This window comes from Candidatus Brocadia sp. (genome assembly GCA_021646415.1).
Lineage (GTDB): Bacteria > Planctomycetota > Brocadiia > Brocadiales > Brocadiaceae > Brocadia.
In genome coordinates, this window is the sequence record SOEU01000013.1 from 39,050 (window position 1) to 56,441 (window position 17,392).

The following is a 17,392-nucleotide window of genomic DNA, read 5'->3' on the forward strand; positions in this document are numbered from 1 at the left end:
CAGTTGATGGCTGAGCGCATACGAATTAACTCATCGAAATTTGTAATACGAGAGGTTTTTTATGCGATTTAACACAATACAAGAGGCCGTAGAAGACCTTAAACAGGGGAAAATGATCATTCTGGTAGACGATGCGAATCGTGAAAACGAGGGGGATATTACCATCGCCGCTGAAAAGATCATGCCAGAAACTATTAATTTCATGCTTACACACGCACGTGGCATTATATGTCTTGCAATTCATGCCGAACGGGCAGAAGAACTCGATCTTTATCCCATGGTATCCAATAATACGTCAAACTTTCAGACGCCCTTTACCGTTTCTATCGATGCCAGGAGTGGTATTACAACGGGCGTTTCTTCAAAGGACCGGGCTACAACGATTTTAACTGCAATTGACGACAAGGCGACCGCCGATGACCTTGTCAGACCTGGCCATGTCTTCCCGCTCAAGGCCCAGAGGGGTGGAGTGCTGGTCAGGACAGGCCACACAGAAGGCGCGGTAGACCTGACACGCATTGCAGGTCTTAAACCCGCTGCAGTTATTTGCGAGATTATGACAGAAGACGGGAATATGGCGAAACTTCCTGATCTCAAGAAGTTTGCCGAAAAGCACAATCTTAAAATATGTACCATTGCTGATATCATTAAGTTTCGACATGAACAGGAGCGATTGATTGAAAAGCGCGTTACCGTAAAATTGCCGACAGTTTATGGAAATTTTACGCTTCATCTGTACCGTTCTTTTGTCGATGAATATCTCCACTTAGCTCTTTGCCTGGGCATAGGTAATGAGAGTGGGAATGAACCCTCTCCCTTGCACAATGAACCTGTGCTGGTAAGGGTACATGATGAATGTTTGACCGGTGACATCTTTGGCTCTCTCCGTTGTGATTGTGGTGAACAACTCCACAGTGCCCTCCAGATAATCCAAAATCACGGGAAGGGCGTACTGCTGTATATGCGGCAAGAGGGGCGGGGGATTGGTTTGGAGAACAAATTGCATGCCTATTTATTACAGGAAAAGGGGCTTGATACTGTTGAGGCCAATGAAAGACTTGGTTTTCCCGCCGATAAACGCGATTATGGCATCGGTGCGCAAATCTTGCGGGACCTGGGCGTAACAAAGATGCGGCTGCTTACCAACAATCCTAAAAAGTTTGCTGCCCTTGCCGGATACGGGCTTGAGATTGTGGAACGGGTACCCATCGTTATGGAGCCGCAAGAGGAAAACAAGCGTTATCTGCAGACAAAGAAAGAAAAATTGGGACATATCATAGAAAAGGTGTAGCCTGCATTTGGAAAACCACAAAGACTCAAAGGGAACAAAGAACGTTTAAAGGTAGAAGGTTGGGGAAATGAATCAACTCTCTGTAGCATCTTATAAAAAATATTTTGACATTTTTAGCAAAAATAAAAACCCTGCCAGGGTTTAGAACCCTGACAGGGTTAAAACACAAATTTCGTGCTTTGGATTTTGTCTTTTCCGACTCGTTCGGATTAGATTCATACTCGTATCGACTTCGGCTCGAGTTCGTTTTCTTTGCAGCGCTACTAAGGCATGGTGATGCTGACTAAGTGATTGGATTAATAACTTCTCTGTAAATTCTGTGGTTAAAGGTTATTTTTCAGAGCGATGAAAAAACTTTTTGCAAGAAAAACCCTGCGTGATCTTGTTGAAGAATCTAATCACCACCACTTCAAACGGGTATTAGGCCCATTCTCGCTAACAGCCTTAGGAATCGGTGCCGTCATTGGTGCTGGCATATTTGTTTTGACTGGTCTTGCAGCTAAAGAGTTTGCCGGCCCCGGTTTAATCCTCTCATTTGTCCTTTCAGGTCTTGCCTGTATCTTCGTAGCCCTGTGCTACGCCGAGTTTGCATCCATGGTTCCTCTGGCCGGCAGTGCTTATACTTATTCATATGCAGCACTGGGAGAGGTTTTCGCCTGGATTATTGGGTGGGACCTTATTCTTGAATATTCCCTCGCATCAAGCCTTGTAGCCGTGGGCTGGTCACATTATTTTGTAAAATTACTAGGACTCTTTGGCCTGCATATTCCACCCTGGCTTACCAATGACTATTGGACATTATCTCACCAGGCACAAGACCTCTTTGCTCAAAGTGTGCCCTTTATTCATGGAATCCCCATCGTATTCAACCTACCCGCCGTCCTTATCATCATTGCCATTACTACCTTACTGGTCATCGGCATAAAAGAGAGCGCCCGGTTCAATAGTATCATCGTAGGGGTAAAACTTGCCGTAATATTTCTGGTGATTTTTGCAGGGTGGTTTTATGTAAAAAGTGATAATTGGGGAAGTAGTTTTGAGACCTTTGCACCGTATGGTATTGGTGGTATTGGTACCGGAGCAGCTTACGTATTTTTTGCCTACATTGGTTTTGACGCGGTCTCTACCACTGCCCAGGAGGCGAGAAACCCGAAAAGGGACGTGCCCATTGGCATCATTGTATCGCTGGTACTGTGTACTATTTTATACATTGCCGTTACTGCGGTCCTTACCGGTATGGTTTATTACAAAGATATTAACATCGATGCACCCCTGGCAGATGCCTTTACTCGATACGGACTGACAAAGGTATCCTTTTTTATCTCGGTCGGGGCGGTGGCGGGGCTGACCAGTGTGCTCCTGGTATTACTTTTGAGCCAGTCCAGGATATTCTGGGCTATAGCCAGGGATGGCCTCCTGCCTGAACGAATCTTCGCCGCTGTCCATCCCCGGTTCGGTACACCCTACATATCTACCATCATTGTGGGTGCCTGTGTTGCTCTTACTGCCAGTTGCTTTCCCATTGAAGAGATCGCAAAACTGGTCAATATCGGGACACTCCTTGCCTTCTGCCTTGTTTCTGCCGCAGTTATCATCCTTCGAATTAAAGATCCCCATCATCCCCGCGCCTTTAAGTGTCCCTTTGTTCCGGTAATACCTATCCTGGGCATCCTTTCCTGTGGATACATGATGATACGACTCGAATTCTCCACCTGGCTCAGACTCCTTGTATGGCTGGCGCTAGGTTCCATCATCTATGCTGCCTATGGCAGGCGCCACAGCAAACTGGCAAAGAAACACGCCCTGACGGAGAAACAAAATGAGTCGTTGGTGGAGTTGGATAAGAGTTATCTGTAGGGTGCGTCCTACGCACCATTCATATTTAAAGGGCGTTTGCAATGCGGTGAACGACTCTATTCGCCTGAAACGGTAGAGAATATTCAAAACGCCATTTGGCAGAACCGGAAACCAGATAGATTTATTGAAACACCGGTCATTGACTATGTGTCTATTGGATGATATGAACATCACAGTCGATAGCAAACTTTCTGTCAAGAACAAAGGCGTTGGGTTTCGTGCCTCAACCCAACCTTATATGTTATGCTGTGTATGCTCTTGATATTTAGAATAAAAAGCTTCTGACTAAAATAGCCAAATGGAATTATGGAATAAAAATACAGGAAACAGTTTAGTTTTTTGAAAAATGAGTTGTGCTTTTTAAGTCCCTATAGGGACGTGAGGCAATAGGCAGGTAATTTATTGCCTGTATTTTTATCAAAGAGAAATACAGTCCCGTAGGGACGATTGAGACGATTGTGTATCCATAATCTTCATTCGCCCCTACAGGGCTTATTTTTATCTTTCTCTTAACACAGGCAATAAATTGCCTGCCTATGAGCAATTTGCCCCTCCGGGGCGAAATCAGCACAAGGCTTTTCCTTGATAGTTTTTCAAATAACTAAAGTGTTAAAAAATTTGTTATTAGTTTGTGGAAATTGTCATAATCAATTCCACTATGCCGATGTAAAACAAGAGCTTAAGAAAGGATGGATTTCGAAGGTGTTTTTCAATGATAGAATATTTGAGGTTAATCAAATAGTCTTCAAACAAAAATTTGAAGAAGCAATGAAAGAAATTTTCATTTAATTTAAAGGTGATGTAATTCTCGATCCATTTTGTGAAAGTGGAACGGCTTGTTTGTCGGCTCTAAAAAATGAAAGACATTATATTGGGTATAACATTAATCAGGAATATGTTGACTTAGCAAATAGAAGGATTCAAGAGGTTATAAATAAACCAAATCAAAAAAAGCTATTTCAAGAAGTGTAAAATAGGCTATGGAGAAGTGGGAATCCAGGAAATAAATGGGAAGCATGGATTCCTGCTTTCGCAAGAATGACACATAACATTTGTCATTTACTATAGTGATTGGATGGGTTAAGCCTGTCCTGAGTTTGCGAAGGACAAAGCGAACCCATCGTCGCCTTGTTTCTAGGGCGTACTATGCCTTACTCAGTCTTACTTACTCGAAGTCAGATCAGAATTAGCAGGTAGCACAAATTTTTCGGGGAGTAGGTCTCTATGACCTCCTCACTTTTTTCCAAACTATATGACGTTGCCGTTTGTCGGGAGTGGTCCCGCGGGATCATCGGCTGCCCTTTGTTTAGCCAGGCAAGGGGTAAGAGTTGCAGCCATAGAGAAGGCCTCGCTGCCACGGCACAAGACGTGCGGCGGGGGAGTAACATACAGGGCGATCCAACTGTTGCCGGTTGGCATCCAAGAGGCCATTGAGTTAAAGTGCTATACTGCCGAATTAAATTTACTCGATGCCGGCCTTCATTTCTCTATCAGAAGACAACAACCAATTGTTTCAACGACCACACGGGAGAAGTTTGATTTCTTCCTGATTTCAGCAGCCAGAGATGCGGGGGTAGATATTTTTGCAGAATGTAAGGTAATTGGTGTTATGAATAAGTCCGATAAGGTTGAATTAATAACCAGCAAGGGAGTATTATCTGCCCGATTTGCGGTTGTGGCAGATGGCGCGATGGACATTGTGCCAGAAAAAGCCGGCTGGCAGGAAACTCGTTACCTTATCCCCACGTTGGAATACGAGGTTTCTGTCGCAGATAATGTGCTGAAGTGATTTTGCTGTGCTGAGCATGAGACGTAACCCAATAATTTGGATGAAATTTTTAAGCGGTATTTGAGGCTTATTGGCATCAATAAAAGACTGGGTATAAAGAGGCACGGATCTCTTATTCCGGTAAGTCCGAGGAGGGATTCCATTGTAAAGGGGCACCTGCTTCTTGCAGGAGATGCGGCGGGTTTTGCGGATCCTGTTACCGGAGAAGGGATAACTTTTGCAATCCTGAGCGGACAGATTTCCGCAAAAGCATTACTTACCGGAAATTTTGAAGAAAGTCACGTTAAACAAGCTTATCATGCACAACTTGCGAAGACTATATTGCCAGAACTGCGATTGGGTGGAGTTTTGGCGAAATTGATTTACAATTATCCGGGGGGCGCACGTGGCTATTCCGTTTGCATGGACAGAAGTTGAGTGAGGTTGTTACCGATATATTCATAGGTGAAAAAACCTATTGTGGGATGCTGCACAGTCCTTTGAATTACCTCAAGTTAGGCCTTCGGCATCTTTTTAATGTAGAGCGAAGAGTCTCTTCGCTCTACAAATCGTTTAAATAACAATGAAATTCCTTATATATAATCAAGGTATTCCTATCCGATGACAGAAGTAGAAAGAAGGCAGCGCATGTGGCAGATAATACGGGTCTGGGAAATTTACTTTAACAAGCGGGGACGGTTGACAATGCATTTTTAATATCCGTGTAAACTTTTCCTTAATAAATTAGGTTGGGTTTTAAAAGGCAAAACTCAACGACTTTTCATTTTTACCCACCCCTTAATCCCCTCCTGGGAGGGGACTTATAAAATTCCCCTCTTGAGGGGTAGGGGTGTGTTTATTCATTGCTTAACTAAAAAGTTTGAAATTCCTATACGTGAACTTAAACACGGACAAACTCCGTTTGTCCATGCCACCCCAAAAAACCGCATGAATAATATGCAGGGTTCTATGGTAAGGATTATTTTTAGCTGGCGGATGCTGGTTACGTTCTTTTTGGGCGTGAGCTCTGGTATCCCTCTTTTAGTCACAGGTTCGACACTTCAGGCGTGGATGACCGATGAAAAGGTTAATCTTGCAGTGATTGGTATGTTTTCATTAGTTGGGCTTCCTTACACGGTCAAGTTCCTCTGGGCACCTGTTATGGACCGATATGTGCCTCCACTTCTGGGTCGACGTCGCGGGTGGATGCTGATTTCCCAGATCCTTCTCATGCTAGCCATTGGTGCCTTTTCATTCGTAAGGCCTGCCGAATCTCCCTGGATTGTGGCCTTCCTCGCGGTGCTTGTGTCTTTTTTTAGCGCGAGTCAGGATATTGTTGTTGATGCATATCGGCGTGAGCTTTTAAGGGATGAAGAATTGGGTCTCGGCTCTTCTCTTGCAGTAAACGGCTATCGCATCGGTATGCTCATTTCCGGGGCGTTTGCCCTATTCTTGGCCGACCGTATCCCCTGGAATTACGTTTATCTGCTGCTGGCCGTCTCACTTCTTATTGGAATTATTACTACCTGCTGTGCGCCAAAAAAGGAAGGACAGGTAATTCCCCCAAAATCCCTCCGCGAAGCGGTTATAGAACCCTTTATTGATTATTTTAAGAGGGCGGGGGCCTTTGAAATCCTGGCCTTTATCCTTCTATATAAAATTGGCGACGTCATGGCGAGCAGCATGACAATCCCTTTCATTTTAAAGATGGGATTTACCAAGACGGAATTGGCAGCCATTGTGAAGACCTTTGGCATATTTGCCACGATTGCAGGCGGTCTTGTCGGTGGCATTCTCATAATAAAATTTGGACTTCGCAAAGGTCTCTGGATTTTTGGCATCCTTCAAGCGGTTTCGACCCTCTCTTTTTCAGCGCTTGCCTCTGTGGGTGCCTATCACTCCCTATTAGCGGCCACGGTTACCTTTGAAAATTTAACCAGCGGTATGGGGACCTCCGCCTTTACAGCATTTATGGCAAGCCTCTGCAATAGAAGATTTACCGCCACACAATATGCGCTTTTGAGCAGCCTCATGGGTATTCCGAGAGTGATTGTTTCTTCACCCACCGGGTTTTTGGTTGAGAGATTAGGATGGGTTCATTTTTTTATCTTCTGCACGTTAGCTGCTATTCCGGGACTCGTTTTCCTCTTGCGTTTTAAGTCCTGGCAAGGGGAATCCCGTCCAATCACCGAAACAACCACCTCTCGTGAAGGGAATGAACTGTTTACCGGATTTTAGTTTTTTAAATAGTTGCGTAATAGTTTCCACTTTTATTTGCGGTTAGCCGCACTGCGTTTAACCTGGAGGTTTGTATCATGAAAAAGACTATTTTTATTACCGTTTTTTCCTGTCTGTTTCTTTTCTCATTTTTTATTTCTCATTCTGTAACCGTAGCACAGGGTAATGACGTCTCTATTACCATTTATCAGAACAATCTTGGCCTGGTTCATGACGTCCGCGAAATGGATTTAAAGGCGGGAAGTCAGGAAATACGCTTTACCGATGTCGCGTCTTTAATTGACCCCACCTCCGTTCATTTCAAGTCACTTACTGCGCCTGATCAGGTGACTATCCTTGAACAAAACTATGAATATGATTTGGTGAGCGCTGAAAAGATATTGCAAAAATATATCGATCAAGCCGTCCAACTCTTCACCAAAGAGGGTAAAATTTTTGACGGAAAACTGCTGAGCGCAGGCGGAAATGTGATCCTGGAGAAAAAAGAAGGTGGAATTCAATCAATCGCAGTAGCAAATATTCAAAATATGGACTTTCCCAAACTACCTGCGGGTTTAATCACCAGACCGACACTGGTCTGGTATCTTTCGAGTGAAAAAGCCGGCAAACACAACATGGAAACAAGCTACTTAACGGATGGGATCGGCTGGCATGCAGAATACGTTGCGTTGGTGAATAAAGATGAAGTGGCATTGGATTTATCTGCCTGGGTGTCCGTTCATAATCAATCGGGTACCGATTACGAAAATGCCAAACTCAAGCTGGTAGCTGGTGATGTCCACCGGATAACTCCTCCGCCACCGCGCTATATCGGTTACGAGGAACGGGTAATGGCAAAAGTCGCTCCGGCTCCTCAATTTGAGGAAAAGGCCTTCTTTGAGTATCACCTTTATACGCTACAGCGCGCCGCAACGATTAAAAACAATCAAATCAAGCAGCTTTCGCTGTTTCCAACGGCAACAACACCGGTTAAAAAGATTTATGAATATGACGGATCCAAAAGAGAAAAGAAGATTAATGTAAAATTGGAATTTATAAATGCAGAAAAAAATGGGTTAGGATTACCCATACCAGCTGGGAAGGTGCGGGTTTATAAATCAGATGAAGATCAATCCCAGATTTTTCTTGGGGAGGATCAAGTTGATCACACCCCTAAGGATGAAAAAATCCGGTTGTATGTGGGAGACGCCTTTGATGTGGTTGGGGAGCGAAAGCAAATGAGTTATAAACAATTAAGTGACCGGGCACGAGAAGAGATTTGGCAAATCAAGCTGCGCAATCACAAAAAAGAAGATATCGAAGTCCTGGTAACAGAACATCTTTGGGGTGATTGGGAAATCCGCGAATCTTCGCATACGTATAATAAAAAAGATGCGAACACCATTGAATTTATAATCCCGGTGAAAAAAGATGCAGAGACCATCGTAAAATACACTGTATTATATCGCTGGTAATTAAATTGTATAGAAATTTTCATATATTTGGGATAACTGGCAATGTGCTTAAATAACTGGTGGAAAACCTCCCCTTTATCCCCTCCTTGTGAAGGAGGGGAAATAGGGGTGGTTATAATCTGAAATGATTGAGATTTTTAAAAGCACGAATCATAGGCTTGAGATAGTTAATACGCCAACCGAAGGATGCTGGGTCAACGTAGTAAACCCCAGCGATCAGGAGGTTGCACAGGTCGAGGGTTTGGGCATTCCTCCCTACTTCGTAATCCATTCTCTGGATATTGACGAGCGTTCCCGTACGGAAAGAAGCAACGGCTTCGTCCTGATAGTGCTCCGCCTGCCTTATCTACAGGGCAGAATGGAGCCCATTCCCTATATTACCGTGCCGCTCGGAATTATCCTGACTGACACGCTTATCGTTACAATTTGCCGAGAGGAGACATGCGTCATTCAGGAATTTGCCACCGGGCAGGTGCATGGCCTGTCTACGGTTAAAAAGAATCGGTTTGTCCTCCAATTACTTCTCCGTACTGCTGACCGATACCAGAGTTACTTGCGGGACATCGATGCTGCCGTTGATACACTCGAAGAGAAGCTTCATCGCTCATTGCAAAACAAGGAGGTCAGGGAGTTGTTGAAATACCAGAAGAGCCTTGTTTATTTCACCACCGCCCTGAAATCCAACGAATTGATGCTGGAGCGCCTGCAAAAAAGCCAGTTATTTCAGGCTTATCCTGAAGATGTGGACCTGCTTGACGATGTGCTTATCGAGATACGTCAGGCAATCGAAGTAACCGCTATTTCGGAAAACATCCTGAGCCAGATGATGGATGCATTCGCATCTATTATCTCGAATAATTTGAACGTAGTTATGAAGTTTCTAACCTCCATGACGATTGTAATCAGCCTGCCTACCCTGATCGCGAGTTTTTACGGCATGAACGTCCGCCTTCCCGGACAGGACCACCCCTATGTGTTTTCTCTGACGCTGCTCGCTTCCCTCATGATATCTTTGATCGTTGTGATCATTTTTTGGAAGAAGGAATGGCTGTGAGGAGGAATGAAAAATTTCAGAGAGGTGATAAAGGATATGTCAAAAACACACGCATTTCAGGCAATTAGATATCGCAAGCAAATCAATCATCATCGTATCCAATATTATGGGGGATACAATATTTAATAAATACAATTAAGCTCATAAAAGATTTTCCTGGCATTTTTATTGTTTCGCGTTTCCTGAGAAACCCTGCCAAAAACCTCCTTAATCACATGGTAGCCAAGGGTCCTGTAGGCTTCAAACTGAGATTCATCAAACATCTGATTGAGCGTGGTTTGGTGGGGGAATGATTTGTTCCGCTCCTTGTAACTCTTAATGTCCAGTGGCTCGTCACCGGTTAATGAGGACTTGATGTAAACGAGGATACCGTCAGAGGAAGTTTCGGAATCAACCTTTTTGTATTCAATGGTTCCTATAGCATAGTGGCTGCCACTGATTCCCAATTCCTTGTCCTTCTTCATCCGTTCTACATTGATGGAAATATTAATGCCGAAGTCGGTGCGGCATTTTTCAATGGCATTTGCAAGGTCACCGAACTCCATATTGGGGTCTTCACCCACGTCGCTGGCAACGATGTACCGGCACCGCCTCCGAACAAGTTCATAAATGCCGAGGTTCTCGAAGTGACCTCCATCGGAAAGATAAACGTATCTTCCACAATCATCGCTCCACCCGAATAGCTCTTTCAAGAGATACCACAGCCCTGAACAAGCAAGACCCCCATATTTCCCGAAGGTTTTTTTGTGTCTCGGATTGCCAAACCACTGGCCAAGGCGGACATTAAACACCGTCATGATAAAAGCGAGGGCGCCTGACGAACGGTATCCCATGCTGGGACTTGCCGCAGCGCCGGAGATGGCCATGGCATCTCCAAGAGAAAGTTGTTGCTTAGATCTATTCCATGAACGGTATGCATCTTTACACAAATCCTTTCCCTCGTTAGAATGTCTGTGATTGGATTCATAGCCATAGTGCAGGGGAGTGAAAACAAAGGATGCCGCCTTACGCTGTTGCCAGGCGAGTTCTGCCCCTTTTGTTAAATTAAGGGTTGCATTTATGATGGGGTAAGGACCGTCATAGCCTTTATCTGGACGCATCTCGTTGATTGCTATATTGTCATTTTCAGTTTCACCAAGATACGCAAGTTTCAGTCTGTCCTTATACAGGGTGTGAAGTGAAAGGGAGTTGATATTCATACTACAGGCCAGACCAAAAGCAATTACCAAAGAACCAACAAAAGCACCAGATAGCCATATGTAAGAAGCTGTTTGATCTAATTGAAATAAATGAGGCAACCAGGCTGAGATGATAATAGCTCCCACGATGATGATGCACATTCCCAAAGCTATTGCTATCTTGAAACCCCATTTTGCGCCCTTCCTTTCAGTCCCCGGGATAAATCTCTGTAACAGCCCGCTAATAACAATCATTACATTAACCCAGGCAAAGGTGGCGATGGACTGAAATAAGATAACGATTTTTCCTGAAATTGCTCTTCCAAAGATGGTCACTGCAAACAAGGCGGTTGTCAGCGCCGTCCAGCCAAGAAGGGACACGGCAAAACGTCCGAGACTTTTCCTCACGTCCTCGGAAAAAGTATCTCTGGACAGTAGAAACCAAAAAGCGCCCGTAAAAAGAAATATCAATATAACCGTGGGCATTCCAAAACATGCGAAGATCAAACGGCCACGTTTGCTTTTCGGGCAATCATTGGGAAACATCTCCTCAATGAGGAGGCGGTTGAGTTTTTTGACATTGCTCTTCTTCCTCTCATCCATTTCAAAAAACTGTTTCCTTCTGGAATCGGAAGTCTTTTCTGCTAAATTGTTTACCTTATAACTGAAATTAAAATAACATACCCTGTCGTAGAAAGCAGGATACTGTATCAATCTATTAAGCCATTGAATAAGGCTTTCATCATTGGATTTGGGCAACGTATCCTTTGTACCTCGCAAACTATCAGTAACATCTATAATTTCTTTGGTTTTTTTATAAAGTTCTCGGATTTTGTAATGCGGGAATCCCGTTGGGTAGATTTCATTCAACAAAAACCAATTCAGATTTTTAATCCTTTCTTCTTGATAACCTATATATTTTGTAAAAGTCTTTCTACGATGATCTTCTGTTTTTTCTGCAAAATAATCTATCTCCTTATAGAGAAATTTGCGATAATTCTTCCACGTAAAATTGTCATAGAGATGAGTAATTTTTAATATCTCATTGAAATGTGCGATGGTATTTTCGTGGGCTTTGAAATGTATTTCGTTATCATCTATGATCCCATCATTTCTTAGCGTTGTACAAAGTGCTTCTACTTTAGATAAATCAATAAACTCGTCCTCCCTAAAGTCGCTTATGGCGATATCTCTTTTCTGTATCCAGCATGATAAGAAAAAGAGTAGTCCACCAGCAACGAATCCCGCAAGCACAAAAAAAATATTTTTATAAAGATTTTGCCTATATGCTTTTCACTTATTGTGATTCTGAAAAGCGACCAGAGAAAACTGAGGAGCAGGAATAATGCTGAAGCCAACTTCCAGCAATCTATCGAATCAATATAATATCCCTTCCATAATCCGTAGCTAAGGAATAAGGCCACTATAATCAAGACAAAAGGCAACCACTTCCGTTCCATTGAACCGCAAAGAAAGCTGATGCAGATGATAATAAATATAAAAGGAATCACCCAACAAGCTATTTCTACGTAGTCATGAAAGGGTGAACTTGGATGATACGAAGAAATGAGTATGAAATGAATAAATGTTATAATGGAGAAAAGAACTGATACGAGGATAAGCAGATTAAAGAATGAGTTGCGCAGGTATGTTGTAAGAAGCAACCACGTGTCAGTCCCGAGTAAGCCTTTCCGGGGCGTCAGGTAGTTGCTGTAATCACGCAGGTGATGGATTTTTTCAGGTTCCTTCTTATTATTATGCTTGCTCCAGTCAGGATGCAGGTTGTCAATAACAGTCTGTCTACCTTTGTTTTTTATCCATGCTACCAGCCAGCTCCCGATATAACCGCCACCGGACACCGTTGACAGATAATCGAAAATGGGGAGTATGCCTAATTCTGCTAGGCCTTGCAGCACGCCAAGGTTAAAAGTGGCGCTGCGAATACCACCGCCAGAGAAGGCAAGGCCAACTAATAATTCTTCACCAGAATTATTACCTTCAGACAATCTTTTTTTACGAGATCTTTTGATTTCTTCTTTTTCTGCGTCTTTGACTTCATTAAAGGTCAAAGTATTTGTGTTCGATGTGTTATTTCCGGTGTTTTGCATAGATACCTCCGGATGCAGATGAGAAGGTGTGAATTGTCATATGACCGTTTGCGGAAAGTAAAGCAAAAATTTTAAAAAATTTCAAGTCTAATTTTCCGCTTTTTGCAATGGAGCTATCATTATCCGGATTACGGTAAAAGATATTTTTTGCAGAGTCATTGCGGTGCAATTTTAAATACACGGGAATATTTTCCATTTCAAATCTTTGTCCTGTTTGGTATATTTTCCACAATAGATATCTTAACGTATTACAACTGTGTCTAAATGGATAAACCATCCCTCAATCCCTTTCGCAAGGAGGGGACTTCGTCGTGAGGTCAGCCGAACGATGAAGGGGAGGTAAAAATCCTGCTACAAAAAGAAGTTTTTATAAGGTAATACTATAACGCTGAGAACGAATTTTCTAAGGAAGTCATAAAGTGATTGAGATAAAACCGATAACCGGAACACTCGATGCAATCGTTAAAGTCCCGGGCTCGAAGAGCTATACAAACCGTGCACTTATCACGGCGGCATTGGCCGATGGAGAATCCATGATTGCGAATACCCTTTTCAGCGACGATACCAAATATATGGCATCCGGCTTGAATGTCCTGGGAATACCCGTCGAAGAACAGCAAGATACCAATAAGTTCATCGTACACGGAAAAGGTGGGGCTATTCCCGTAAGACAGGCGAATTTGTTTGTCGGGAACGCAGGGACTGCCATGAGGTTTCTAACGGCTATGCTGACCCTGGGCAACGGGGTTTATGAGATAGATGGTGTTACACGTATGCGGCAAAGGCCCATACAGGATTTACTTGATGGCCTAAGACAGCTTGGGGCGGATGTTATATCGAAACATAACGATGGTTGTCCACCCGTAATAATCCGGGGAAAAGGATTAAGCGGTGGATTAGCCGTTGTAAAGGGGGATTTGAGCAGCCAGTATTTTAGCGCCCTGTTGATGACGGCACCTTACGCAAAAAAGGATGTGATCATAGAAGTGAAGGGAAGTCTGGTTTCAAAACGTTATGTGGATATGACAGTGGCACTGATGCGTCATTTTGGTGTAAATGTCGAGAACAATGATTATAAAATGTTTTTGGTAAAAGCCGGGCAGCGTTATAAAGCGACAGACTATGAGGTTGAGGGGGATGCATCGGCTGCCTCTTATTTTTTTGCTGCTGCGGCCATTACTGGCGGAAAGGTAAGAGTTGTGGGCATCGGAAGTGATTCTTTGCAAGGAGACATCCATTTTGTCGATGTCCTGAAGAGCATGGGTTGTAAGATTACGGTGGGCAGCAACTGGATTGAAGTGCAGGGGAATACACTGCATGGGGTAGATGTTGACATGGGTGATATGCCGGATGTGGTGCAGACTTTGGCAGCCGTGGCAGTATTTGCACACGGTAAAACGCGGGTACGAAATGTAAAAAATATGCGGATAAAGGAAACCGACCGTATTGCGGCAGTGGTAAATGAACTGCAGAGAATGGGGATCTCAGCGGTGGAATATGAGGACGGCTTTGAGATTGAGCCATCTCCACCGCAGCCGGCTGAGATAGAAACTTACGATGACCATCGTATGGCCATGAGTTTTGCATTGATTGGGTTGCGTTCAAAAGGGATATCGATAAAAAAACCGGAGTGTGTATCCAAAACATTTCCTGATTATTTTCAGAGATTGGAAGCCTTAAGGGGTGGGAAAAAAATTGAACCCTGTCAGGGTTCAAAACCCTGACAGGGTTGTATTGCGAATTTCGTGCTTTCGGACTTTGTCTTTTCCGACATATTCGGGTTAAGACGCCGGATGCGTTATAGACGCTGATGATAAAGAATTCTTATTTTCATTCATTTGCCTAATCATATCACTTTTTGTAAACTTTCTAAGGGACGTGACGATGCAAAGGTCTTTTTTGAAATGCTATGATGGCGCCGGATGTTGATGAGAAATATATGACCCTTGCCCTGGAATTGGCAGAAAAAGGGCGGGGGAAGGTAGAGCCGAATCCCATGGTAGGTGCAGTACTGGTAAAAAATGGTGAGATCGCTGGAAAGGGTTATCACCAGGTTTTTGGCGGACCACATGCCGAGACATACGCAATCAGCGAGGGGGGAGCTAAGTGCAAGGGAGCCACGCTCTATGTTTCCATGGAACCCTGTGCACACTATGGTAAAACGGCGCCGTGTGTTGATGCCATCATTAATGCAGGGATTACAAAAGTGGTAACAACGGTTATTGACCCTAATCCAGTTACCTCCGGCAAGGGGATACAAAAATTGATGGGGTCAGGAATTGAAGTTCGCCTGGGTGTTATGGAAGCACGAGCCAAAGAGCTTAATGCCCCTTTTTTTAAATTAATGCAAAAAGGATTACCCTATGTGATCATAAAGTGGGCAATGTCGCTCGACGGCAAGATTGCCACCCACACGGGAGACTCCCGGTGGATTACGTCTGAGGAATCCCGCGCGTATGTGCACAAAATCCGCGGGCAGGTGGATGGTATAATGGTAGGAATCAATACCGTATTGCGGGATGATCCATTATTGACCTGCCGTCTCGAAGGGGGACGAAGTCCGAAAAGAATTATTATCGATGGCAATGCCTTGCTACCATTAAATTCTCGCCTTTTAAACACGATCAATGAAAGTGAAATAATTGTTGCGGTCAATAAAAGCGCACAGCAAGAACGCGTTGCAATGCTGGAACAATTGGGATGTAAAATCATTCAAACGAATGATACGAATGGCTCTGTGGATTTGCATGATCTTTTTCATCGGCTTGGGGGCATGAAATTGACCAATATTTTAGTAGAGGGGGGGAGCAGGGTTATTACATCGGTAATAGAAGGGCGACATGCCGATAAGGTAATGGTTTTTATTGCTCCGATTATTATCGGTGGTGAAGGTGCAAAGTCGCCCGTACTTGGGAAGGGGATTGATAAGATAAGCGAGGCTGCAAAATTTCATGAAATTTCGGTAAAAAGGTTTTCAAACGATGTAGTTATTGAAGGTATTCCGAAATATTGATTTGCTTCAATGCATGGTCACCTCAATCCAGCGGCAATGGAAAGAAATGGTTATTGAATCAGCCGATTCAATGACATTCCAGATTATTGTCTTTGAAGTCAATAACTTTCTTACCGCTGGATTGGGGGATTACAAATTTGATTCACTATTCGAAAAAATACTTGGAAAGTAACATCGGGGAATAAATAGGGGTGTATGGAATCAATATTTACGCGTTATCGAGATCACCATCCTCATCGTCCAGTGCTTTTTCAATTTCGAATTCAATCTCTCTCCTCGGTTCGAGTACTAGTTTCTTGTATCTTTCTTTAATAAGAGCCAAACGCTCAGATTTTTTTCGTTGATTATCAATTGAATAATTTACATCTAAAATCATTTGTTTTCTCTCCTTTTCGCAATCTGAGATTATTAAATTAACACTGAATGCTAATTACTGTTGAATTTCTAAAATTTCAGAAATTATATATTCAACCTGACCAATGTCAAGCCAAAAACTGGATAAATTTTCATGGTTAATTACGTGACTTTTAAAGTCATAATGCCGGAGTATAAAAACTCATTCTGAATATTTTTTTGCCTTGCATTTCAAAATCCATTTCTTTACTATAATTCAACTTAAATGCGGGAAATGAATTTATAAAATTTACTTTTCTAGAAAACTCCCCAGAGGAGGGAATTTAAAATGCAATTCATGGATAAGGTAGCGATTGTTACTGGAGGTACACGCGGTATAGGGAAGGCAATTGTATTAGAACTTGCGAAAAATGGTTGCAATGTTGCCTTCAATTATAGTAAGAACGCTGATGTGGCGAATGCACTGGTGAAAGAGATTGAATCTATGGGTGCTAAGGCCATTTCCTTCCAGGTAAATGCAGCCAGTTTTGAAGGTGCAAAGAATATGGTAAAAGAGGTTAAAGATACGTTTGGGAAGATTGATTTTCTGGTGAATAATGCCGGTATTACCCGCGATAAACTCCTGGCCCTCATGGGCGAGAGCGATTGGGATGAGGTCATCAATACGAACCTCAAGAGTGTTTATAACTTTTCCAAGGCGGTCATTACACAAATGATCAAACAAAAATCCGGGAATATCCTCAATATAACTTCTGTAAGTGGTTTGATGGGGATGGCAGGGCAGGTAAATTATTCTTCTTCTAAGGCTGGCATGGTCGGTTTTACCAAGGCCCTTGCTAAAGAGGTAGGGAAGGCCAATATTACGGTGAATGCTATTGCCTGCGGTTTTATTGAAACGGACATGACGACCGTCCTGCCCCAGGAATATAAAGACAAGATGGTTGAAATGATCCCAGTAAGGAGATTTGGTAAACCAGAGGAGATTGCAAAGGTAGCTGCATTTCTATTGTCCGATGATGCCAAATATATTACGGGACACGTGATTAGCGTAGATGGTGGGTTAGCAATCTAGGAAAA

The 17,392-nt window shown here is 43.2% G+C and carries 14 protein-coding genes; 11 read left to right on the forward strand and 3 right to left on the reverse strand.

What is annotated here, in order from left to right:
* The first annotated feature begins 61 nt into the window (after positions 1-61).
* Together E3K36_11295 and E3K36_11300 are read left to right on the forward strand one after the other, a co-directional pair.
* Positions 62-1,291: a bifunctional 3,4-dihydroxy-2-butanone-4-phosphate synthase/GTP cyclohydrolase II gene (locus E3K36_11295; protein ID MCF6155810.1), complete on the forward strand. Its 1,230-nt coding sequence runs from the start codon at positions 62-64 to the stop codon at positions 1,289-1,291.
* 345 nt (positions 1,292-1,636) lie between these two features.
* Entirely contained in the window at positions 1,637-3,148 is a 1,512-nt protein-coding gene (locus E3K36_11300; protein MCF6155811.1) for an amino acid permease, read from the forward strand.
* Between the two features lie 331 nt (positions 3,149-3,479).
* Here the strand turns inward: E3K36_11300 and E3K36_11305 are convergent, their stop codons facing one another.
* On the reverse strand, positions 3,480-3,692 hold the full coding sequence (locus E3K36_11305; GenBank protein MCF6155812.1) for a hypothetical protein: 213 nt from the start codon (positions 3,690-3,692) through the stop codon (positions 3,480-3,482).
* 260 nt (positions 3,693-3,952) lie between these two features.
* On the opposite strand from E3K36_11305, the gene E3K36_11310 reads away from it, so the two are divergent.
* The 6 genes from E3K36_11310 (at position 3,953) to E3K36_11335 (ending at position 9,662) form a co-directional block, all read left to right on the forward strand.
* Positions 3,953-4,120: a hypothetical protein gene (locus tag E3K36_11310; GenBank protein ID MCF6155813.1), complete on the forward strand. Its 168-nt coding sequence runs from the start codon at positions 3,953-3,955 to the stop codon at positions 4,118-4,120.
* Positions 4,121-4,400: 280 nt separating this feature from the next.
* Entirely contained in the window at positions 4,401-4,937 is a 537-nt protein-coding gene (locus E3K36_11315) for a hypothetical protein (GenBank protein ID MCF6155814.1), read from the forward strand.
* Between the two features lie 36 nt (positions 4,938-4,973).
* Entirely contained in the window at positions 4,974-5,354 is a 381-nt protein-coding gene (locus tag E3K36_11320) for a hypothetical protein (GenBank protein MCF6155815.1), read from the forward strand.
* Positions 5,355-5,873: 519 nt separating this feature from the next.
* Entirely contained in the window at positions 5,874-7,154 is a 1,281-nt protein-coding gene (locus E3K36_11325; GenBank protein ID MCF6155816.1) for an MFS transporter, read from the forward strand.
* Between the two features lie 77 nt (positions 7,155-7,231).
* Complete coding sequence (locus tag E3K36_11330) at positions 7,232-8,608, forward strand: DUF4139 domain-containing protein (GenBank protein MCF6155817.1); 1,377 nt, start codon at positions 7,232-7,234, stop codon at positions 8,606-8,608.
* A gap of 124 nt (positions 8,609-8,732) precedes the next feature.
* Complete coding sequence (locus E3K36_11335; GenBank protein MCF6155818.1) at positions 8,733-9,662, forward strand: magnesium transporter CorA family protein; 930 nt, start codon at positions 8,733-8,735, stop codon at positions 9,660-9,662.
* 122 nt (positions 9,663-9,784) lie between these two features.
* Here E3K36_11335 and E3K36_11340 read toward each other — a convergent pair whose 3' ends face one another.
* Complete coding sequence (locus E3K36_11340; GenBank protein MCF6155819.1) at positions 9,785-12,094, reverse strand: hypothetical protein; 2,310 nt, start codon at positions 12,092-12,094, stop codon at positions 9,785-9,787.
* Entirely contained in the window at positions 12,019-12,948 is a 930-nt protein-coding gene (locus E3K36_11345) for a hypothetical protein (protein MCF6155820.1), read from the reverse strand. The genes E3K36_11340 and E3K36_11345 overlap by 76 nt, the downstream gene beginning before the upstream one ends.
* A 419-nt stretch (positions 12,949-13,367) precedes the next feature.
* Here E3K36_11345 and aroA point away from each other — a divergent pair, with 419 nt between their 5' ends.
* From aroA to fabG, 3 genes are all read left to right on the forward strand, one after another.
* The gene (gene aroA, locus E3K36_11350) at positions 13,368-14,672 is read left to right on the forward strand and encodes a 3-phosphoshikimate 1-carboxyvinyltransferase (protein ID MCF6155821.1); all 1,305 of its coding nucleotides are present in this window, start codon (positions 13,368-13,370) and stop codon (positions 14,670-14,672) included.
* Positions 14,673-14,887: 215 nt separating this feature from the next.
* Positions 14,888-15,961, forward strand: a complete 1,074-nt coding sequence (gene ribD, locus E3K36_11355) for a bifunctional diaminohydroxyphosphoribosylaminopyrimidine deaminase/5-amino-6-(5-phosphoribosylamino)uracil reductase RibD (GenBank protein MCF6155822.1) — start codon at positions 14,888-14,890, stop codon at positions 15,959-15,961.
* A 682-nt stretch (positions 15,962-16,643) separates the two neighbouring features.
* Positions 16,644-17,387: a 3-oxoacyl-[acyl-carrier-protein] reductase gene (fabG, locus tag E3K36_11360; protein ID MCF6155823.1), complete on the forward strand. Its 744-nt coding sequence runs from the start codon at positions 16,644-16,646 to the stop codon at positions 17,385-17,387.
* Positions 17,388-17,392 lie beyond the last annotated feature (5 nt).